The organism is Streptomyces sp. NPDC087300 (assembly GCF_044744425.1).
Classification (GTDB): Bacteria; Actinomycetota; Actinomycetes; order Streptomycetales; family Streptomycetaceae; genus Streptomyces.
Map to the genome: position 1 here is coordinate 1 of NZ_JBIUYI010000017.1, position 20,787 is coordinate 20,787.

A 20,787-nucleotide genomic window follows, 5' to 3' on the forward strand; every position below is an offset into this window, starting at 1 on the left:
CCCGCGGAGCGGGTCCCTTCGGGCTGCGCCCGAAGAAGCGGGCCGGGTCGCTGCGCTCCCCGGCCGCTCCCGCTCCGCGTGAGCGGAGGCGGCTCGCTCCGCTCACCGCCAGGTGGTACGCGCTTCGCGCGTACCACCAACTGCGAGGGTGAGCGGCTCGCTTCGCGATCCGCGGCTGGCCTGCGGCCGGACCCCGTGGCTTCCGCTGCGCTCCAGCCATCTAGCGCGCTTCGCGTGTCACACCCACGGGCCTTCGGCCCGGGCGGGTTAGGGGGTGGTGTTCTCGGGCTGGGTCACTGTCAGGGCCCAGCGGATGTTCTGGGTCGAGGTGTTGATGCCTACCGTGAAGGAAACCTCTACGGCCCCCGGAGTGAGCGTCACTGACTCCCTGCCTGCTTCACCTGCCGGGCAGTCCACCGTGAACTCGGCGACCTGGATCTGCTGGGACTCCATCGTCACCGCTGCGCTACCGCCCCCTTCGCAGGCCACCGTGAGCACGGTCGGCAGGCCCTTCCAGGCTCCTGCGGATACAACTCCCCCGTCCCTGGTCTGCTCTTCCACCCACACCAGGCCATCAGGCCCAGGGTGCGGAAGGAGTCCTCCAGCGGCCGCGGCGGGCATGGCTCCTCCTCCGATGATCCCAACTGTCGCCAAAACGGTCGCCGTTAAGGCTCTGGGTGCTCTCCTCGTAATCCACTCCGCCCCTTCACCGGTCATGACGCAGACAGTTTGCTGTGGGAAAGGTCTTCGCGCCCGAGTGCAGATCCCGGATGCGCGTGGCTGGGTGGCGCGATGACGCTCACAGGGTCGCCACTCTCAGGATTAGGGTTCCGTGCTTCACTTTCATAAGGAGATAGACTCTGGAATAGAGCTACACCCCATGGCCTCCCCGGAAGGAAGTCCGCATCGTCCCCGTGTGGCCCTCCAAGGTTGACCTCCACCAGCTCGGCGCCGGCTTCGGCGGCCACTTCTACTTCGGCCACACCCGCCAGAACGACCAGAAGGGTAACCGGCTCAAGTTCACCGGCACCTGGAAGTTCACCAAGGACGTCAAGGGTCCCACGAAGATCATGGTGCACCTGCCGGACCACGGAGCCCACACCGCCTACGCGAAGTACGAGATCGAAACAGCCAAGGGCACCCGAAACCGGATCATCGACCAGAAGAACACGGGCGGCGGCGGCAAGAACCGCTGGGTGAATCTCGGCGCCTTCATGTTCGACGGCGCGCCCAAGGTGCCGCTGAGCACCACCACACGCGACGGCACCGGAGACGAGGACATCGCCTTCGACGCGATCGCCGTGGTCCCCATCAAGGGCAAGTACGCCGAGCACACGGTGGACGCGGTGGACGCGGTGGGCCTGTTCGACGAGAACCAGGATATCGACGGCGATGAGAAGAGCTCCTGGATCGTCAACTCGCCGTTCGAGACGCGGCAGAAGCTCTACGACTGGGGCACAAGCTCGCTTCGGACGCCACCTCCATCAAGGACTGTGAAGGCACGGACCTGTATGCGAGCTGCTTGGCCCCCAAGACGAAGGCCGCAATGGAACGCTGGAAGGCCGAGATCGAACGCGCGGGCACCGATCCGGTCAACCACCCCGACGGCAGCAGCCTCGCGCGCTGGATCGGTTTCGCCAACAGTTACAAGGACCGGCCTACGAGTGCGACCAGGCCCTCGCACTTCGACACCGACGACGGCCGCTACAAGATTCGTTCCAAGGCCGAGGTGTCCTTCGTCGTGGGCGAGGACGGAAAGATCGTCGATGGCAGCCAGGCTGTCCAATACGACAACCGCACGGGCGATACACACCTGCCGCGGTATCTGATGGACTTCTTCACCGCGCTGCACCAGGACTACGGCATCGAGCCGCCAGACCTGTCATACACGACAAAGGACCTCAACGAGCACAACGGCCGTGACTCCACGGCGGATCCGACCAAGACCGGGGTAATGCCGGGCCGCGCCTACGCCTTCGCGGGCCGGGTCCCGGAGCTCACCGACAACAACACCTGTGTCGCCGCGCTCTACACCTCGGGCGGCTCCATCGGCTACCGGGCCATGATCGGCGCCAAATCTGCGTCGAAGGCGATGGACCGCTGGCAACAGCGGGTCTACGACGACAAGCGACTCTCCCCCTGGGTCGTGAAAATCGCTACGGAATCGTTCCAGGCCCTGTTCAACACGGGCGGCGCGACCGGGCCCGTCACGGGGTCCATCTTCGGCCAGGCTCCGCCCATTTGGCAGGAGCTGAAGTTCAAGGCGTGCGCGGACGGTTCTATCAAGAAGCGCGGCGACAGCCCCGTGCTGCGCTCCAGCCACATGCCCAATCAGTACCTGTACCACAACAACCAGGCCATGGACCTGGACGGCAGCTCCCGCGACTCGAAGGATCCCGTGATCGTGGGGGACTTCGTACGCTTCAGCCGCGTCCCCGACCCCGGCAGCGGTGCTCCGCTGTGGGCCAACCCGTTCAGCTCGTGCACCCCCGACAGCGGTCACAGCGGAAACCCATGGGGCATCACCTCGGTCCCTCCGTCCGACCCCGGTTCGAACCCGAAGCGGGCGTACTTCTGCGCTGACAAGGATCTGGACGGGTCCCCCGAACACAGCGGCTAGCCTGGAAAGACCATGCTCTCGCCCCATCCGGCCACAGTCGGCCCGGATGGGGCGGGAGCGCGTCTCGTCGCCACCCGTCTGCCGCGGCAGGGCGCACACAAGAGGGCCGTGGGCCCGCTGGAGGACACACATGCTTGCCATCATCGCGCTGCTGGGCATGGTGGGGTTCATCCTCGCTCTAGTGGGCCGGGGTGGCTGGCCACGGCTGGGAGGGGCTGTCGCGGGCACCGCCCTGGTCGCCTTACTGCTCGTCCCGTTCGTCAGTACCGCCGCGCTCTTCCTGGCCGTGCCAGTCATGGGCACGATGCTTGGGCTGATGCCCCCGTTCGACCGAGCAACGGCACCGCGGGCCCACGCGGCATGGCTGCTCTGCCTGTTGCTCGCCATGGTGGGACTCTTCCTCTGGGCCACCGTGGGAGACACGGAGACGATCGCCCTGACACTCCTTCTCTTCGGCCCCGGAGCCATCACCGCCGCAGGGCGCTTGGTGTATTTTCTGTGCCACCGCGACCGGGCGGGCCGCCGTGCGCGCAGGACGAACGGCGCTGCAGAGCCGAGGGCATAGGGCGCCCCCTACACTTCGAGTTCGTCGAGGAGCGGGTCTCGTCTGATGCCGCTCTGGCTAACGGAGAGGCCCAGCAAGAGCGCCCCCTCCAGGCCGGAGAGCAGAGAGAACAGCTGGTCGGACCAGGACGTCGTGTATGTGGGTCTGTCCTTTGCCATCATCGTGCTCGTTAGCTTCGCACGCCGTGGGGCCACCCCGGTAGACAAGGCACAGGGCCCCTGCCCGCTTGTTCGGCAGGACGACGTCGTCTTCGCCGAGGAGTCGGTCACCCGGCGCCGGATGGTGGAGACGATCTCCGTCATGTCGTCAGTTCGCCAGCCAACGAGGTCGTCGGCTGTCGGCTGTGAGCTCCATGGGGAGTGTGGAGACGAACTTCTTAACGCCTCCCGGGTCCACGTCGAGCTGAGACAGCGGGCAGCCGAGGATGCGGACGCGCCTGCAGTGCTGTCGTTGTCGACACTGCGCCGGGCAATCCACCGGGACCCGACCCGCGGCGAGCGGGCCGCGCCCAAGAGCGGGGAAGCCGCCCGGCGCACGCATGACGCGTTCGTCCGGCGATTCATCCATCGCCCGCGCCGCGACCAGGGCCGGCCGACGCTGCTCAACTCGGCCCTGCGATCACCGCTCCGGCCGTGCAGCGAGCAGGTACTCGGCCACGCGCTCGCGGGCCGTGGGCTGATGACGCCCCATCCCCTCCCCCGTCCTCGTACCGCCCACATGCTGCTCGTCGAAGCACACACCACCGGAGCCGGCCCCCAGGGGTGAGCCCGGCTGGGCCGCAGTCGACGAACTCCGCCAAGCCCAGGCCGGTGACGGCGTCCAATGAAAACGGGTCAGCGCGATGCGTGACTGCCGCATTCGGACTGCGGCAGCACCTTGTTGTCCTCACCGAAAGGGGAGTCGCCCAGCCCCGCGCCGGACCAATAGACCGCTGTGGAGGCCAGCGGTTTACCCTCGGGTGCGGTCACGAAGAACTCGGACACATACCGCTGCCCGCCCTTTGTCTTGCCCTCGATCTCCAATACGCGGCCGCCGTCGGAGTCCTTGGTGGCGCGTACGGCCCTGGAACGCAGGACATGGGGCTTGGGCCCGGGCTCGAGGCAGAAGTCGTCGGCCTGCTTGCGTACGTAGGCGCAGGCCTTCTTCTGGTAGGCGAGTTCCTTGCAGAACTGGTCGGCGCTCAACCGCGGAGCGCGGGATACGACGTGGTCAAGGACCGCGGTCGCCTGCTTCTCGCTGACCGTCTTCTGAGGTGCTTCTCGGTCCGCGGCGTCGCTGCTGCTGGTGCACGCGGTTGCGGCCAGGAGCAGGGGCGCGGCCAGGAGGGTGATTCGGGGACGCATCGTCTCGTGCCTCACGGATTGGTATGGGGTGCGGGCTAGGGGATGGGGTGTCGATGACCCCATCCTCTAGCCCACGCCGGTCATCGGGGTGGTTAGACGCCCCAGTTGACGTTCGTCCAGTGCTTCCACTTGGGTCGGCCGCTGTTCTGTCCCACCTTCACCGCGACCTGGTGCTGGGTGCCGCGGGCGTGGAGTGTGCGGCCGCCCTTCCAGTAGCTGCTCATCTTTCCAGCTTCCGCGTACTTGTAGATCAACTGCTTTTCGCAGAGGTCGAAGTTGGCGGAAACGCTGGTCTTCCACAGCGTGACACCCACGCTCCTGGACCTGCAGTCGTTCCGTTCCTGACTGGCGGTCGGCGCCCAGTCCTGCCAATGCACCTTCGGGCCGGACGGGTTCCGCTTCACACCGTGGCCACACGACCGGATGGAGAAGTTGCCGTAGCTGTCACAGGTGCTCATGGCGCGCTTGGAGTAGTAGTTCCACGACTTGTTCCCGTCGTACTTCTCCACCCAGTTCTGATAACAGGCATCGTTGTAGGCCGTTGAGATCTTCGAGCCGCCAGGCCACTGGGTGTGCACCACCTTGCGCCGGAAGCAGTCGCTGGCAATCTTCTTCGCGTACGGCCGGGTCGCCGCGGCGGCCTTGACCGCGGAAGACTGCACAGCCTCTTCGGGGTCGTCCTGCACGACGTCATCGGCATCCGGCGCCTCCTCCCACTCGACACTCAGGTCACAGCGGTCGGGGTTGTCGTGAGCTTCGCCGGGGCTGAGCGGGGTGCCGGTCTCTTCATCACTGATCGTGTAGGTGATGTTGGTGGCGCTCTGGGGTGCCACCAAGACCTCGCTGTTCCCCTCCTTGCACACCGAGTCGGGGAGGTCCAGTTGGGAGGCGACCTTGGCCATGTCGACTTCGAGGACCTTGTAGTCACTCTGCAGGTCATCGGCCCGAAGGGAGGGACTGCCGGCCTTCAACGAGCCCTGCCCCGCCCCGGAAAGCGCGTCAAAATTGCGCTTGGTGAAGTCCGTGAGCTCCTTTTGGCCCTCCGCGGTCGTCGTGATGTCGTCGGTATTTGTCTTGGCGACGGGAACACTGACCGGGGCGGCTTGTTGTCCGGGAGAGTCAGCCTGGGCAGACGGATTGACCGCCAAGGCCGTACCGGCCACGGCCAGGGCTACTGCGGGGACGGCGTAAGGCCGTCTGAGCAGGGGACGAAACGAGCGCACTGGACCTCCAGTTGATAGGGATTATTACGACGTCGGGTGGGGTGGCATGAGCACTCCGCTTGCCGGTGTGTGCTGCGCCTCAGCACCGCTGCACGCCTCTCCCCGGATGAAATCTCTGTGAGGTCAGGCACGACGGGGTCAGTCGTATCGCCTGGTGAGAGCCTGAACAGGCGCAGGCCGAGGAACCCAGATGGAGCTTTGGGTAGCGCCACGGTCCTGCACAGTCTGCGGCTGAACAGCAGGTGGGCTGACGCTGAATGCAACGTGACATTGCATAGCGGAGGTGGAGGACGCCCTCACTACAGCGGGCTTCTGCAAGCGAGCGTGAGCGCCGCTCTCGACGGAGCTAGCCGACCCGGCGATCTAGGCAGGGCCGCAGCAGGCCGTGGCCTGTCGTCATCATGAGCCCCCCGGGCCATCGTGAGCGGAACACACCAGGTAGCCCACTATCAGCCTGTTCCTGCTGTGACGTCCGGAAAAGCTATCAGACCTGTCAGCCACAAAAGAGATATTCACTCCTTACTGGCCGAGGCCAGGCGACCAGGCACTCGCATCAGCAGGCCGCACCCCAGCCCCACCGCCAGAATTCCCAAGCGTTGAGATCGATGGAGCAATCGATGCACAGAGCCAGGACGGACGGGGATTCTGGCCTGATCTTGTCGGGGCAGGTCGTCAGCAGCCCACGACGCAACACGAGGACCAACGGACAGTTCGTGGACCCGCCTCGAAGACTGCGTGGTTCAACAGAGCGTGGAGACCTGGAAGGGCGCGACCGCGGGAACCTCTTGTCTCGTGTGCGCCAAGGACCAGAACTTCGCACCCTGCGCTGCGTGCTTGGTCGGACTTCAGATCAGCCAGTGGATCGCCTACTACTGCCTCTGGAGCGAGCATCGGCTCCGTCGCTACGTCGTCCCCAGAGCGGGCGTCCAGGAGTGTCGAGGTCTCATCCGTCTTACCGTAGACGCGGCCGTGCCAGACCGCGGTCACCATAGGAGCGATGCGGTCCGCCTTGTTGTCGGGCAGCTGCGACAGCGCCTTGGCGTTGGAGGCGTCCATTCCGATCACCTCCTGGGACCGGGTTCCCTGACCGCTACAGACGAGGACGTCCTTGCCGTCGTAGCGGCACACAGGGTCTCCCAGCGGCGGCATCTCCCGCTTGACCGCGCCGGAGGCGCCGTCAAACAGCCTCTGATAACCGTCTCCACTGCCGTAGTTTCACCCGACCACGGTCCTACCTGTCTGACTCCCAGTTCTCACCTGAGATGTCCTGCACGCCGACGTCGACCGGCGCCACCGGAGACACCTGCCTGATCGGCATGGAGGCCCTCCTGGAGCAGCACCGGGCCACTACCCCGCCACCGGGGCGTCGCCCCGTTGATGGACGTGCCTGGCCCCGGTAACTGGAGTGCCGGGGCCAGGCATCAGGTCAGAGCGGCCTACAGCTCGATGTCGAGCCGCTCCACGTCGGTGAACTCCACGCCCAGCCCGTGCGCGCGGGAGTTGTTGGCGCGGAAGTACATCTGCGCGAGGCCGTCGGCGGCGATCTGCTTCAGATGCTGCTCGCCTGCGCCCTGCTCGTGGGCGGTGAACAAGCGGTCGGCCCACTCGGGGGGCAGGGCCTGCGTGATGTCGCGGATCCGGGCATCGTCGGTCGAGCCGGCGGCGGCTTCGAAGCCGAAGCGGGCACGCGTGGAGACGACCAGGCCGTCCGTGGACGCCGCCTTCTTCCTCGCCTTCGCGCGAACCTGCGGCTGCCACCGCTTTCTGACCTCGCGCTCCAGGCGCCCGCGGAGGTCCTGGCGGGGGCGCTTGAGTTTGCCCGCCACGTACCGCTCCACGGTGCGCTGGGAGATCCCGAGCGCCTGGGCTGCGGCCCTGGTTCCCTTGAGCTGCTTGACCAGGTACCTCATCTGCGCCTGCGCACTCCGCGGCGGGCGTCGGGTGAACGCCCCCTGCAGCGCGCGGTCCAGACTGTCCCCGAGCGAGTCGGCCATGGGTTACTCCCCTTCTCCGGCACTCTGGTCAGTCTTGATGAGGTTGGCGATGTTGAAGACGCCGCCACGCTCCTCGAACTGCTGCTCCGCCCACAGGACGCTCTGGGTGCCCTGGTGCTTGACCATCCCCGGCGAGACGCCGAGGCGGAACGTGCCCGGCGCCGGCTTGCCCTCGGGCGTGTGCGGCAGCACGTCCAGCGGGGACGGGCCGGGCGAGGGGTAGACGATGGCGTCGGTACCGATGGAGACCGGGTAGAGGTCGGCGGCGGCCGCCGTCTTCAGCAGTTTGCGGTGCAGGCCCACACGTTGGTTGGCCAGCACGGCGGCGCGGATGTCGGGGCGCCAGGTCTCCCGCTTCAGCGCCGGGTACTCCTCGTAGTACGGCACCTGTCCCCGGCTGCGCTGCCTGAGCTTGCCGATGCCGCCCTTCGCTGTCGCCTTGATCGCGGTCTCCAACAGCGCCATCGTCGGGTCGACCTGCTTGCGCCGCGCCATCGCCTCGAGGAACGCGCTCCCGCCGAGGTCGGTGCTGACGCCCATGTCGGCCATCGTGGCCACGTACGCGTCGCGCAGCCGCTTGTACCAAGCATCCAAGTAGCGGCCGTTCCGGGTACGCACATACGCCTCGATCGGCGCGACGTCGAAGCCGAGCTCGACCGCGTAGGCGACGGTCGGAGTGGCGTACCAGGCCGGGCCCTGGGGCCTCTCGCCCCTGGGCGTGAACGGGCTCGGGAGCCGGTCTCCGTCGATGGTGCGGCCGTTGACGGACACGTGGGACAGGTTGATGTGGGAGAGATCGACCAGCCACGAGCCGGGCAGCGACGGATCGAACTTCGGGTCGGCGGTCAGGTGGGTCGGCCCGTTCAGCCCGACGGTGAGCCCGTTGGCGGCCGCGGCGAACGACATGTTGATGTCGATGGCGACCAGGAACGGGTTCACGCACTCCTCATCGGTCAGCGGCCGGCACCAGTCGTAGGGCTCCTCCATCAGCATCTCGGCAGGAGTGCGCAGGTGATGCCGGGCGAACTGGCCCTCAAGGACCGGGTGTTCGTCGGGGACCTCGCACTCCACCACCTCGTACCGGGCGGTGAGCGCATCGTCGTTGAACGCCCGCTTGAACTCGCCGGTGGCCGGGTCCTTCTCCGCGCGGGTCGGCGGGCGCAGCGCGACCATCAGCTCCAGGCCGGTCGTCGCGGTGCTGCCGCGCGGGGTCATCACCCGCTCCGCGTACAAGCCGAGGTAGCGGGCGAGGTCGGCCGGGTGCATCGTCAGCAGCAGCTCCGGGTCGTCCTTTCTGCTCCACTCCCGGGTGTCCAGCGCGTTCCACGGCAGGACGCACAACTGGACGCAGCGGCGCCTGGAGCCCTCCGGCTCGCGGAAGATGCGCGCCCACGGACCCAGGCCACGCTGGGTGAGCTGCAGGCCCGCCTTGCCGATCCGCTTGACCACCTTGTGGCTGTCCGGGAGCCGGCCCGCGCGACGCTCCTCCTCCGACAGGGCGGCGGGCAGGCCGTAGCGCTCCAGCGCGGCCGCGGTCAGGACGAGGATCGGGTCGGCATCGCGACCGTTGTGGTGCAGCCGGGCCTGCCCCAGCTTGGCCTCCGTCAGCGTCCAGTCGACCAGCGCCGGGAGGGACTTGGCGGGCACGTCCAGGACCAGGCCGCCGACGCAGTACGCCGACACCTGCCCGTCCTCGCAGTCGATCACTGCGAGCGGACCGTTCTCGAAACGCGGGTCGACGGGGGTGGTGGTCGCCGTCGCGCTCTTCTTCACCGCCGCCTTTTTTGCGCCCGGGCGCCGTGATGAGGCAGCCGCCGATGGGGCGGTGGCGTGCGCTGCGGGGCGGGATGGCGTTACGGCGGCGGGGGCCGAGGCTGGGGCCTGGGCCGGGGCCGAGGTCGGGGCCGGGTCGATGAACGCCTCTGGGACCACCGGCACCGCGGGTGCGTCGGCGGACGGGGCGGGGAAGCGGGCGGCAAGGCCCTCCAACAGCCGGGCGTAGGCGGCCCGCTTCGGCGACCGCGGATCCGTCTTCCCGCTCTCCCAGTTCCCCACTGCCTCCCGGCGGGCGTCCAGCGCCGTGGCGATCTGCGCCTGGCTCAGGCCCGCCGCTTCCCGTAGACGCTTGCGCTCCGCGGGGGCCGGCAGATCATCCTGCGCGACTTGCTCCAGCAGCGCGTCTACGGCGCCGAACAGCTCGTTCTCAGTGGACAAAGAAGGCACCTCCAATGGGCACGATAGTGGATCGCGCACTGATTCGCGCATCAATCGCGCACGAATCGCGCGATTGACGGATTGCAACACTCGGGCGGGTGAGCAGCGCAACGCACCGAATTGGCCGCGCTGACCAGACACATCCGCTCCATCGCGACCATGCTCGCCCGCCGCCAGGGCGAGACCACGGGCCTGCCCCCACGGTTTACGGCGCGGTAAGCACTCGTCGTATCACTCGGGGCGCGGGGACGAAGCGGCTTCACCTTGCTCGCGTTCGGCCTGGAGGAGCAGCTCGTCGGCCTTCCAGCGGCGTACCTGCTCCAGGTGATGCATGGCGACTCGCTCGCCGAATTCGAGGAGCTCCAGCCGCGACGGCGATCGTTCGTTCACGTGTAGACACGTGGGTTTGTGCCGACGGCGGCGTCATGAGTGGAGTGGACTGGAATGCGGCCCCTGCGTGGCTCAACACGGTTGGTACGACGGGGTCGTTGATGACGGCGTTCTGGATCCTGCTGCGGTATACGCGCAAGGACGAGCGGGCCGATGCGCAGAAGGCCATTGGGCACATGACGTACCTCGATGAGGACCAGATGACGACGGCTCGGGTCTATCTGCGGCGCTGGGCGCCGGAACTCCCATCGTCGACGACATGCCTCGCCCCTATGACAACGTCAGTCCACAGCCAGATCCCCACCAACCACTGGCCAGAGTTTGGGTGCAGAAGGCTTCCAATTCAGGTGCTCAGAGGTGAGTCCCATGTGGGGTCGTGCCACGATCTGTTCGTCAGGCGACCAAGGAGATAATCCGCGGTGCTGGAGGCAGTATCCTGCGGGGCCCCGACAGCAATGAGGGCGGCGCTGATCCTCTCTGAGGCACCCTTCGGAACATCCTGAGCGTCGAGGAGGGGCAGGATCAGCAGGAGGCGGGCAGCCGAGTCGCTGACCCCCGCAGCCCTGGGTGTTGGATTGTCCGCGATCCTCGCCAGGTCCTGCCACGCCAGCCCGGTTCCCGACAGCTCACCTTCCCAGCCGGCCAACCGTTGCACGCCGCTTCGCCCTTCGGGGACGAGCAGGTAGTCGGTGCCGTAGTCGCCGACCAGGTTGCGGTACACCACGACGATTCCCGGGCCGACCGAGGCGGGCACCCGGAACACAGGCCACCATGCGGGGTCCGTGATGGTCTCGGACAAGGCCTCGGTGTCAGCTCCGTCATCGCCGAACCACTCCGGGGCAGGCTGCGCAGCACCGATCCCGCCAGCACATATTTCCAGCAGGTAGTTCGACCAGAACCCTGGGCGAGTCAGCAAAGGCTCCCCGGCAGCCAACGGGCCCTCGCCATATCCCTCGATCAGCATCCCGCAAGCCTGTCACCTGCTGCTGACGAACCTCGCACCGGGGACAGGGGCGAGGGCCGCCAGTTACGGGGGTTCGCCCGGGATCCAATTGGTCCGGACTTACGGGGCAGGTACGTTACGTTCACGTCGAACGAAGTGTCGACCCGGCAACCCAAGCCGCTCACCGTCTAAGACGGCAGAGAACAAAGCCAGTGGACGGAGCAGTCAGTGACCAACACGGGGTGGCTTACGCGATCCGGCGAGTGTGCTGGGCTGCTCGCGATGGCGTTGCTCCTCGCCACGGCATGTTCCACCTCGGGCGGCGGGGACGAGCCCGCGGCGTCCGCGAAGCCGACCGACCGTGCAGGCAAGGCCGGCCAGCCCCATCGGGACGACCCGAATCTCCTGCGGGGTTTTCGGTCGTGGCTGAAGACGAACGATTCCCCGAAGGACGACAAGCTGGCGGGTCACACGCTGTCCATCCGACTCTCCTACGACGAGCAGCGCGACGGCGTTGTAGAGGTCCTGACCGATTATGGGCCGTGGGGCGAGGCGGAGGGCCAAGTCGGCCCGCTCGCGGCAGCGTTCACGGAATGGTGGGACAAGGATCCGGCGGCTGGACGTGCGTACTTCCTCAGCCAGGGCGGCAGGACAGTGCAGGAGACGGTGCTCTATCGCGGCACCGATCCGGACAACCTTCTCAAGGAATTCCTCTCCTGGACCGCCAAGAACGCCACCGGCGGCGGTCGCCTCGCCCCGCACATCACTTCACTCGGCATCGGATACGCGGACAGCGGCAACGGCGTCGTGACGGTATCGACGGACTACCTCACCTATAGGGATGCCTCGACACAAAAGAACCTCAATGCCGTCAGTGAAGCGTTCGCTGCTTGGTGGGACGGAGACGACGGCGCGAGCAGCGTCACCGTAAAGAGCCAGGATGAGGGCAGCAGCACCACGAAGAAGCTGGCAGTTTCCTCTTGAACCAGGTTGATCCAGGCCAGCGAGGGCAGGGGGCTTTCTCCTGTGCACGAAGCCATCCGGTCCGTCGGTGCAAGAGCACCGCTACTGAGGTTTTCGGTTCACGGTGAGACCATGGTGGCGTCCGGACCAGGCCGGTCTGGGCGATGAATCCGTCGAGCAGGCCCTGCGGGCATTGCATCCGTTTGAGGCAGGTGTGGGCCAGCTCGGAAGTTCTGCTCAGCGACTGCCACAAGCTGATCGCGATGCTCCGTCGCGAGGGCGCCGACACGGTGCGCCGAGGCCGACCGTGGAGCCTGCCGTTGGAGGACCACGTCCTGCTGGTCGCGGCCTACTGGCGTACCAACCTGACGCTGCGGCAGCTCGCGCCGCGGTTCGGGGTGTCCAAGTCGGCGGCCGGACGAATCATCGGCCACCTCGAGCCCCTGCTCGCGCTCAATCCACGACGCCGGCTCCGCAAAGGCACCGTGCTGATCGTCGACGGCACCCTGGTCCCCACCCGCGACCACGCGATCGCCGAGCAGTCGAAGAACTACCGATACTCCACCACCCACCAAGCCGTCATCGACGCGCGCACCGGCTGGTCGTCACTGTCGGCAAGCCGCTGCCGGGCAACCGGAACGGCTGCAAGGCCTGGGAGCAATCTGGCGCGAAGGCCGCCGTCGGCCGGACAACGACCATCACAGACGGCGGCTTTCCGGACACCGGCCTGGTCATCCCGCACCGCCGCCCGCGCGGCGGCGAACTCACCGAGTGGCAGGCCCAGCACAACCGCGAGCACAAACAGGTCCGCGCCCGCGTCGAGCATGTCTTCGCCCGGATGAGGACCTGGAAGTTCCTCCGCGACTGCCGGCAGCACCCGCGCTACTTCTCCGTCCAGTAGTCGGCCAGCATCTCCCCCGGCCAGCTCGGCTCACGAACTGGCCCGCGGGGTCCCATCTCGGCGAAGAAGGGCGAGAGGTCATAGATCGTCGTGCCGACGACCGCGTCCAGGTCCGTTACCCGGAGCCGAAGGCCGTCGACCTGGAGCAGTCTCGGGAACGACTGAGCGAGCTGGTTCGGGCGCCGATGGTTGCGATGGGCGAACGTTCCGGTGGCGGGCCACGCGGTGTTTCCGCGCGGGCTGCGGGCGTGGTACTCCACGTCGTTGGGCGAGGCCTGATCGAAGTGCCACACGACGACCAGGTGCGAGAACTGATCGAGCCCCTGCACGGCGTCGAGGGGGAACTTCTCGTCGAGCTGGATCACCGACTCGATGCCGCCCAATAGTCGTCGGTGACCTCGGTACGTCCTTGGACGACCTTCCCGATTGGCTCGATCCCCAACGCCACGTCCCAGCCCCTCCGAATCTCAGTCAACGCCCTCGTGGATCAACTTACTTCGGTGAGATACGTCGCCGCTCGAGCATCGAGCGCCCCGACGGCCGCGATGCCACGCCGGTGGTAGGGGGTGAGCAACGTCCGCATGTCCTTCACGGCCTGCCGCGCGCGGCCGGAACACATACCCTGCTCCATGGAGTCGAGGACCCTGCTCCACGTCGAGCAGGCCTCTTCGACGTTCCCCTGTCCGATCTGCGTCGCTCCCAGGTACCCCAGGGTCACCGCGTGGGTGCGGCGGAACGCGGCTCCGCGCGTGCGCACGGACCGGCGAAACTGTGTGATGGCGCGACCCGGGTCGCCCAGGTCCCTGAGAGTGCACGCTGTCTCGTGAGCGAGAGAGGCCTCGCCGAAGAAGAACGTCCTGTCCGGTTCCCGGATGCCGTCGTGCGCTTTCCCCCGATCGTCCTCGGCACGGAGCAGGGCGCGGGCCGCCTCCCTTTTCTGCTCGTTCGCGGCAAGTGCACGCGCGTGCACTACGCCGAGGAGGGCTCGCTCACGCGGCGTGGCCTCGGCATACCGCTCGCCATGCACCGATGCCTGAGCCACTTTCAGCGCTTCGCTCCGGAACCCCAGGTCCAACGCCTGGTGCGCCATCGCTCGAAGGATGTGTCCGCTCAATGGCGCATCACCGGACTTTGCCACCAGCTTGACGGCGGCGTTGAAGCGTTTGAGCGCCACATCGTGCTCGCTGTTGTCGAACGCCATCCAGGCCGAGACGTAGGCGAGTTCTGCCACCGCGGCGAACATGGCGCGCCGCGTGCGGTCGTCGGCGAAGCGCCCCTTGAGGAAGGGGGCGCTTCTGTCAGTGGCGCCTGGAGCTCGTTTCTCTCGCGCGCCATTGCGTTGCGATGCCTGGCTGGACACCGATCCCGCGGGACTCGATGCCTTCGCCATGGCCGGCCTTCGGATGTAGGCGTGGACTCGGGCCACGAAGGGCACGGCTCAAGCGTGGGTCGACTACCGGGAGGCGAGCTCCAACCCGTACTCCCCTTAGGAGGATTGCCGTGCCGGAGAACGACACAACCGCGCGTAAGACGTGGGACGAGCTGCACCAGGAAGGCATGGGGCCGACACAGGAAGCGTTCCTCGACCTGGTGAAGCAGACCAGGGAGACCAAGCACTACTGCCCCGACGTGGTCTGGGGCAACATTCAGACCCCTGAGTACGTGCGAGCGATGCTCACCATCGTGGTGGACTTCTTACAGAGTCCGCGGGACATCGAGGACGGCGTCAGGGCCCGAACCGCGCGGGCCGATCTGTTCGGCAAGGACGGGCGCACTTACACGACTCTCCTTGGAGAGCAGGCCCTCCGCTCAAACATCGGCGGCCACGACGTCATGAGGGGGCAGCTCCAGCGAATCCTGGAATCGTTCGAGCTCCCTGGAGTCACACTCGGAATCATCCCGAGCCACGCCGAGCTCTCCGTCTTCCCGGGTAACAGCTTCGGCATCTTCGACGGCAAGCGCGTGGAGGTCGAGCTGTACGGGGAGTCGCCCACGTACACGGACGAGGCGCAGGTGCAGCGCTACCAGAGGGCCTTCAGCTTCCTGGAACGGTCAGCCGTCTACGGCGAAGACGCCAAGGCGGTCGTGCGCGCTGAACTGGAGTATTTGAGGACCTGACGGCGGGAGGTCACACCGCCGTGTGACGGGGATATCCACAGCCGCCACCTCACTGGCGAAAGCAGCCCCAACGGGCGCGGAACACAGCCAGCCGGAGCAAAACCCCAACCCCGGACCACACAGTCAGTCAGAGGTCGTCGCGTCTGATGGCGCCGCGGCGGCCTCGTTTGCTCATGTGCCAGTAGTCCTTGACGATCCCGTAATCCCCTTCGACGGGTTCCTTCGTGGTGACCTCGACGAGGAATCTACCGCTGGGACGGCGGGTGACCACCGGCTCCCGGGCTGGGTCAGCGTTAAGGGTCTGCGCGGCGCACTTCTGGACGTACTTGCGCTGGCGCGGTGTCATCTCAGAGGGATGAAGCAGGTCCGTGGGGTGGGCCAGGTGGCGCAGGATCGTCCACCCGATGCGGAGCCGCGGCGGCGCGAGCCGGCACCACGAACCATCGGTGAACGTGATCTTTACGTCGCCCAGGACTTCGCTGTACCGCATCCGCTCCACCCGGGCGATGCGCTCGCGGCCTACTTCCCACAGGACCTCCTCGTCCTTGCCCGGATCGCCGTCAGGGAGCCCGACGATGACGATGCGGCGGTCGGTGACGATCGCGTGCGTCCCGTATCCGGCAGGGCGTCGTGCGGGATCCAGCTGCCAGGGCAGAGTGCGGGCCAGGGCGCCGGGAGCGCCCCACAGGACGGGGAAATCATCAACCTCGTCCTCCCGTACCCGGGGGCGCCCGGGATCGTGGCCCGCGCCCGGCCCGGTACCCCCCAGGTCGCCGAGGATCGCGCCGAGCGCGACCACAACGGCAGCGCCCAGTACCCCCAGTCCGAAACGTCCCGCCGTACGGGCGGCCTGTTTGGGCGTCGGCGGAATCAAGGTGTAGGTGGGGCCTTCGGGCCAGCCCGCCTGCCCGCTCAACTCGTGCTGGATGTCTTTGCGCTCGGTGTCACGGAACCAGCGCATGCCCTCGACGGGCTTGGCGGTGCCGCTCGCGAAGACGATCGAGTCGCGGGCGAGGAGGATCTCGCCAGGGGCGGGCTGCCATATCGGCATCGTCAGATGACTCCGTCTCTGCTGCGGAAAAGAATTGAACGCCAGCACGCTACGCGAGACGGATCACCAGTCTAAAACTTTGCAGAACATGCGCAGTTCACGCCGCCAACCCGCGCCGTGCCCATGGGGCCGCCTAACGAATCGCAACGAATAGGCGCGACATTGCTGTGCAGCATCACGAGGTTTCGCGACCACCTGTGGCTCCCCGCTGCGCAGGGTACCCAGGGCGAAAATCCTGTGGTCCCGTAAGGAGTAGCTGGCAGACTGCCGAAGTGGACGATCAAGAATCTGACCTCGACACCGGAGCTGCTCAGGATGGTGTCACCGCCGAGCGATCGATGGTGGCTGACACGACGCGCGCAGCTCGCCGGATGTCGTTCAACGCTGATGCGCTGACCTATAAACGAGGCAGACCACGGTACCCGGACGCGGTCTTCGACCTGTTGGCAGAGCGCTGCGGGCTGCGGCCCGGTGCGCGGGTGCTCGAGATCGGTGCCGGTACGGGCCTGGCCACCGAGCCGCTGCTGGCGGCCGGCGCGCACGTGGTCGCGGTCGAGCCCGGCGAAAGCCTGGCCGCGATCCTTGTCGCCGATCATGCGTGTGACCGGCTGGAGGTCCTCGTCAGTGACTTCGAGGCTGTAGACCTGCCAGGCGGGTTCGACCTCGCGGCGGCGGCGACAGCGCTGCATTGGCTCGACCCGGCCACGTCGACCGCGAAAATCGCCCGGTTGGTGCGTCCGGGCGGCTGGCTGGCGGCGTGGTGGAACAACTTCGGCGACGTCAAGCGGCCGACGCTCTTCCGCGACCGGCTCGACGAGGTCTACCAAGACCTGCTGCCTGCCGAGACCGGCTACCGGGACAGTCGCTCGCACGTCCTCGACACCGACCGGTGGCGCAGCCAGTTGACCACGGGCGGCTACTTCGACAACGTCTCCGTCGAGATCATCGAATGGGAGCAGATCCTGACCTCGCAGACCGCACGGGATCAGTGGTCCACGTTCCCGAACATCGCGGAGCTCTCCGCGCCCGACCGCGAAGAGTTCCTCACTCGCCTCGGTTCGCTCGTCGACGAGCTCGGCGGCCAGGTCGCAGACCCGCGCCTAACGGTCACCTACACCGCTCAACGCGCCCAAGGCTCGCCGTGACCCGCATCCGCAGCGGTCCAGCAGAACACCATGACGAACGCGAAGACCTGTGGGCCACGGCGACACGAGTCACTGCGCCAATTTCAGCCGTCGCCAGCAGATGAGGGCACAGCCGAGGGTGACGAAGGCATGGTGGATGTCGTCGCGGATCTCCCAGCGGATGCGCAAGCGGCGAAACCAGTGCAGCAGCGCGATCGTGCCCTCCACGACCAGCGGTAGACGCCCAGGCCGGAGCCGTGTTCGATGCCGCACCGGGCGATATGCGGGGTGATCTCAAACCTGCGCACCCGGTCGCGGTAAGGGTCGTGATCGTAGCCGCGGTCGGCAAACAGATGCCTGGGCCGCCGTAGCGGTTGGCCGCGCTTGCCGCGGATCGGCGGCACGGCCTCGCTCAGCGGAATCAGTTGAGTCACGTCGTTACGGTTGCCGCCGGTGGTGATCGTGGCCAGCGGGATTCCGTGGGCCTCGACGATGACGTGGTGCTTGCTACCGGTCTTGCCTCGATCCACCGGGGACGGGCCGGTGGCCGGCCCACCCTTCATCGCCCGGATATGGCTGGAGTCGACGGCAGCCCTAGAGAGGTCGAGTCGGCGCTGGACCACCGGCACGAGTTCGGCTGCTGCGCCGTGCCGTCCGCGAACTCCTGTACGTGAGGGTGGAGTTCCGATCCTGCTCAGAACGCTGTTGTTATGGTTCGGGCGCTCTGTTTGTACAGCTGAGGGAGGTCGGCGGGTGTCCGCTCTGGACTTCTATGCCCAAGTCACCACCCGCGGCGACGTACTCGGTGCCGGGCTCGGCGCCACCCCTGACGACTGGGAAGCCGCCTTGGGAGCCGCCTTGGGAGCCGAGTTCCTCGATGTTCCCGGGGGCGGTCTGCTGCGACGGGACTACGGACTCGTGGAAATCAACTTCTTGCCGGATCAGCCAGAGCTCCAGGGGCACATGTCCTGCTTCGGTTTCGGCGTGAAGATCCAGCGGTTGCTGTACGACCGGTCCCCGAACACCGTGCCGCCACCGCTCGCGCGGCACTACGGGCCCTGCGCACCCCGAGTCGCCTTCAAAGAACTGCACGTCGCCGTCCTGGCCCTGGGGCACACGATCGAGCGCGACAAGAGCAACACGTCGCGAGACATGGATCGCTGCCGCGTATCCGAGTCCGCCGCCCGTATCCACGTCATCGTCGACCCCGACCCCTACGAATCAGGGGATCCTGACCCGGACGGGCACCAGGCAGGCGACATCTGGTCCATCGACGTGTGGTGACCGGCCCCAGGGATCGCGAGACGCACAGGGCGACGATCACCCACACAACGGGCAACGTGTAGCGGATCCCTCACCACCCTGCTGCTCAGGCGGTGAGCATCCGGGCCGCTGATACTGTCGCCCGCGCGATCACCACAGCCAAGATCACCACAACCAAACGGGGGTTCTAGAGTGCGGGGTTGGGCAGAGCTGATACGGCATCGGGGTGTGCGCTACGGTGCCGCTGTGCTGGCGGCGGTCATGGCCGTGGGGGCGGGCTGGTTCTTCCTCGGCGGCGGCTACGACCGATGGCGCGATGAGCAGTCCGTGGCCGATGCGTGTGATGGCACCGTGCCCGTCGATCAGGTGCCCGCACTGCTCGGCGCCGATGACGTCACCGGCGAGACGGAACACACGGTCGGGGAACGCAAGTCTCCGGACGGGGCCAGTCCGCCGGTCATCTGCTGGCTCGATGGGGCGTCTGACGGGTACAGCGACCGGGCGGTGGTCCGGATGGAGTGGCGTTCCCAGGCGTGGGGTCCGCATGTTCTTTCCGGCCGGAAGGCCAACTCCCCCACCGCTGTGCTGCCGGTGCCGATCGGCGCGGGCTGGCCGGGCATGATGAACCCCAAGGACGAGGACGCTGCGGCCACCGTTCTCCTCGACTGCCGGAACAAGACGGGGCCGCGCGCCGGGGACAGCCTGTCGGTGTTCGTGACGAGTCCGGGTTCGCGTACGTACAAGGAGGCGGCCCAGCGTGTGCGGCTGGCCCGGTTCGCGACGCAGACCGCGCAGGCTGCCGCCCACAAGTACGGCTGTGACGCCCGCCTCGGCGGACGCATCGAGCGGGTCGAACCGCTGGACCACGGCCGGGAAGAGTACCCGGATGCGCCGCCCCTGGACGAGACGCGGGGCACGTGCGCGGGCGTCAGGCCGGCCTGGCTGATCACGCGTGCTCACGGGACCTCTGCGGGCCACGCGCCGGTCGAGGACTGCCTGCTGGTCGACACCAAGGACCGTCCTCTGTTCCGCCTGTCGGCCTACTACGGCACCTTCGCCGATGACCAGCGACTCAAGACGTACACCTCGAAGAAACTCCGCGCGATCACCCCGCTGCTGTCGGACTTCCTGTACCGGGCCGAGGCAGCCTGCCCCGGCTCCCCGCGACAGGCCGTCTTCACCATCAACCACCGCACCCACGACGACACCGAACCGCAGCGTCGCTACGCCCGCACAGCCCTGCGAGACTTCGCCGAGCGGTCCGCGGCCCGACACGGGTGCACGAACGTGAAGCTCCTCTAGAAGGCCGACCCGCGCTCGAGCCAGCGGTCGGCCCCATACGGAGACGGAGAGGGTGAGCTGACGACATTCAGGAGTGCGCCGAGTCGGTCGGTGCAGCGGGCGTACGCGACCGGCAACAGCCGAGAGCTGAGGAAGGCCCCGACCTCGACAGCCCGAACGCCCGGGACACGTAGTCGTCGAGGAGCTCCCCGAACATCTGGGGCGAGGTGGCATCTGGCGTCTCGCTCACTAGTGCGTCGGCACGTTCCGCAAGGAAGTCCACATCAACCCAGCCGCCTCGGAACAGCACCACAAAAAGTTCAGCGTCCGCCTGACCCGTAATGCGGACCCCGACCGAGTCGGGATCTTCTACCCGTGAACGATCCTCTTCGAGAGGCTGCGGCCATGCCGCGGCCTCATCCCGCCAAGTGAGCGGACCGGTCACAAGACCACCGTCCGTCCAACCTTGCCGACGAGCAACAATCTGCGCTGCCGCTCGGTCAAGATCAATGTTTCTCTCCACCAGCCGATCATCGAGCACGCGGCATGACCGAGTCCACCGAACGTAGACCTTGGAGTGCTGCTGAACCACCGACAGAGCCACACATCACCGACCGTGACGACTTCCCCGTGATCGCTGCCAGAGCCCATCGCTGACCGTTGAAAAACCATTCATGTATCCATCCGCATGCTCCTGGCCATGGCCCACGCGCCAGGGCCTGCGTCTGCGCCGGCCGGAGAACGGGAACGCAGGCCGTCCCCCGGCCCCGGGCTGGTGGAAGCGAGGCCTCGGC

The 20,787-nt window shown here is 67.1% G+C and carries 18 protein-coding genes and 3 pseudogenes; 9 read left to right on the plus strand and 12 right to left on the minus strand.

The window, feature by feature from the left end; all coding sequences use genetic code 11:
- Window positions 1–267: 267 nt before the first annotated feature.
- Entirely contained in the window at window positions 268–561 is a 294-nt protein-coding gene (locus ACIO9J_RS41035; protein WP_402010555.1) for a hypothetical protein, read from the minus strand.
- A gap of 544 nt (window positions 562–1,105) precedes the next feature.
- Entirely contained in the window at window positions 1,106–1,417 is a 312-nt protein-coding gene (locus ACIO9J_RS41040) for a hypothetical protein (protein ID WP_402010557.1), read from the minus strand.
- 129 nt (window positions 1,418–1,546) lie between these two features.
- Between ACIO9J_RS41040 and ACIO9J_RS41045 the strand changes: the two genes are divergently transcribed.
- The 3 genes from ACIO9J_RS41045 to ACIO9J_RS41055 all read left to right on the plus strand — a co-directional run bounded on the left by ACIO9J_RS41045 (window position 1,547) and on the right by ACIO9J_RS41055 (window position 3,950).
- Window positions 1,547–2,620, plus strand: a complete 1,074-nt coding sequence (locus ACIO9J_RS41045; RefSeq protein WP_402010559.1) for a hypothetical protein — start codon at window positions 1,547–1,549, stop codon at window positions 2,618–2,620.
- Between the two features lie 130 nt (window positions 2,621–2,750).
- Window positions 2,751–3,185 carry a hypothetical protein gene (locus ACIO9J_RS41050; protein WP_402010561.1) on the plus strand — a complete coding sequence of 145 codons (435 nt, stop codon included), beginning with the start codon at window positions 2,751–2,753 and terminating at the stop codon, window positions 3,183–3,185.
- A gap of 45 nt (window positions 3,186–3,230) precedes the next feature.
- The gene (locus tag ACIO9J_RS41055) at window positions 3,231–3,950 is read left to right on the plus strand and encodes a hypothetical protein (protein WP_402010563.1); all 720 of its coding nucleotides are present in this window, start codon (window positions 3,231–3,233) and stop codon (window positions 3,948–3,950) included.
- A gap of 68 nt (window positions 3,951–4,018) precedes the next feature.
- Here ACIO9J_RS41055 and ACIO9J_RS41060 read toward each other — a convergent pair whose 3' ends face one another.
- The 6 genes from ACIO9J_RS41060 to ACIO9J_RS41085 form a co-directional block, all read right to left on the minus strand.
- A complete protein-coding gene (locus ACIO9J_RS41060) occupies window positions 4,019–4,528 on the minus strand; it encodes a hypothetical protein (protein WP_402010564.1) in 510 nt (169 codons plus the stop codon).
- 92 nt (window positions 4,529–4,620) lie between these two features.
- A complete protein-coding gene (locus ACIO9J_RS41065) occupies window positions 4,621–5,691 on the minus strand; it encodes a hypothetical protein (protein ID WP_402010566.1) in 1,071 nt (356 codons plus the stop codon).
- Between the two features lie 1,496 nt (window positions 5,692–7,187).
- Window positions 7,188–7,745: a telomere-protecting terminal protein Tpg gene (tpg, locus tag ACIO9J_RS41070; protein ID WP_402010568.1), complete on the minus strand. Its 558-nt coding sequence runs from the start codon at window positions 7,743–7,745 to the stop codon at window positions 7,188–7,190.
- A 3-nt stretch (window positions 7,746–7,748) separates the two neighbouring features.
- A complete protein-coding gene (tap, locus tag ACIO9J_RS41075) occupies window positions 7,749–9,959 on the minus strand; it encodes a telomere-associated protein Tap (protein ID WP_402010570.1) in 2,211 nt (736 codons plus the stop codon).
- Between the two features lie 231 nt (window positions 9,960–10,190).
- The gene (locus ACIO9J_RS41080) at window positions 10,191–10,349 is read right to left on the minus strand and encodes a hypothetical protein (RefSeq protein ID WP_402010572.1); all 159 of its coding nucleotides are present in this window, start codon (window positions 10,347–10,349) and stop codon (window positions 10,191–10,193) included.
- 343 nt (window positions 10,350–10,692) lie between these two features.
- Complete coding sequence (locus tag ACIO9J_RS41085) at window positions 10,693–11,313, minus strand: hypothetical protein (RefSeq protein WP_402010573.1); 621 nt, start codon at window positions 11,311–11,313, stop codon at window positions 10,693–10,695.
- A 261-nt stretch (window positions 11,314–11,574) separates the two neighbouring features.
- Here ACIO9J_RS41085 and ACIO9J_RS41090 point away from each other — a divergent pair, with 261 nt between their 5' ends.
- Both ACIO9J_RS41090 and ACIO9J_RS41095 read left to right on the plus strand, forming a co-directional pair.
- Window positions 11,575–12,276 (plus strand): hypothetical protein, encoded by a 702-nt coding sequence (locus tag ACIO9J_RS41090; protein WP_402010575.1) that lies wholly within the window; start codon window positions 11,575–11,577, stop codon window positions 12,274–12,276.
- A 230-nt stretch (window positions 12,277–12,506) separates the two neighbouring features.
- Window positions 12,507–13,126 (plus strand): annotated as a pseudogene (locus tag ACIO9J_RS41095) (transposase family protein); the annotation flags it as partial.
- Between the two features lie 11 nt (window positions 13,127–13,137).
- On the opposite strand, the pseudogene ACIO9J_RS41100 reads toward ACIO9J_RS41095, so the two are convergent.
- Both ACIO9J_RS41100 and ACIO9J_RS41105 read right to left on the minus strand, forming a co-directional pair.
- Window positions 13,138–13,604, minus strand: a pseudogene (locus tag ACIO9J_RS41100) (TrmO family methyltransferase).
- 39 nt (window positions 13,605–13,643) lie between these two features.
- Window positions 13,644–14,591, minus strand: coding sequence for a hypothetical protein (locus ACIO9J_RS41105; RefSeq protein WP_402010576.1), 948 nt, complete (start codon window positions 14,589–14,591; stop codon window positions 13,644–13,646).
- A gap of 65 nt (window positions 14,592–14,656) precedes the next feature.
- Between ACIO9J_RS41105 and ACIO9J_RS41110 the strand changes: the two genes are divergently transcribed.
- Window positions 14,657–15,274 carry a DUF5753 domain-containing protein gene (locus ACIO9J_RS41110; protein ID WP_402010577.1) on the plus strand — a complete coding sequence of 206 codons (618 nt, stop codon included), beginning with the start codon at window positions 14,657–14,659 and terminating at the stop codon, window positions 15,272–15,274.
- Between the two features lie 127 nt (window positions 15,275–15,401).
- Here ACIO9J_RS41110 and ACIO9J_RS41115 read toward each other — a convergent pair whose 3' ends face one another.
- Window positions 15,402–16,325, minus strand: coding sequence for a hypothetical protein (locus ACIO9J_RS41115; RefSeq protein WP_402010579.1), 924 nt, complete (start codon window positions 16,323–16,325; stop codon window positions 15,402–15,404).
- 272 nt (window positions 16,326–16,597) lie between these two features.
- Between ACIO9J_RS41115 and ACIO9J_RS41120 the strand changes: the two genes are divergently transcribed.
- Window positions 16,598–17,470, plus strand: coding sequence for a class I SAM-dependent methyltransferase (locus ACIO9J_RS41120; protein ID WP_402010581.1), 873 nt, complete (start codon window positions 16,598–16,600; stop codon window positions 17,468–17,470).
- Window positions 17,471–17,539: 69 nt separating this feature from the next.
- Here the strand turns inward: ACIO9J_RS41120 and ACIO9J_RS41125 are convergent.
- Window positions 17,540–18,057, minus strand: a pseudogene (locus ACIO9J_RS41125) (IS5 family transposase); the annotation flags it as partial.
- Between the two features lie 145 nt (window positions 18,058–18,202).
- Here ACIO9J_RS41125 and ACIO9J_RS41130 point away from each other — a divergent pair.
- Window positions 18,203–18,733, plus strand: a complete 531-nt coding sequence (locus ACIO9J_RS41130; RefSeq protein ID WP_402010582.1) for a hypothetical protein — start codon at window positions 18,203–18,205, stop codon at window positions 18,731–18,733.
- Between the two features lie 225 nt (window positions 18,734–18,958).
- Window positions 18,959–20,014: a hypothetical protein gene (locus ACIO9J_RS41135; RefSeq protein WP_402010584.1), complete on the plus strand. Its 1,056-nt coding sequence runs from the start codon at window positions 18,959–18,961 to the stop codon at window positions 20,012–20,014.
- Window positions 20,015–20,787 lie beyond the last annotated feature (773 nt).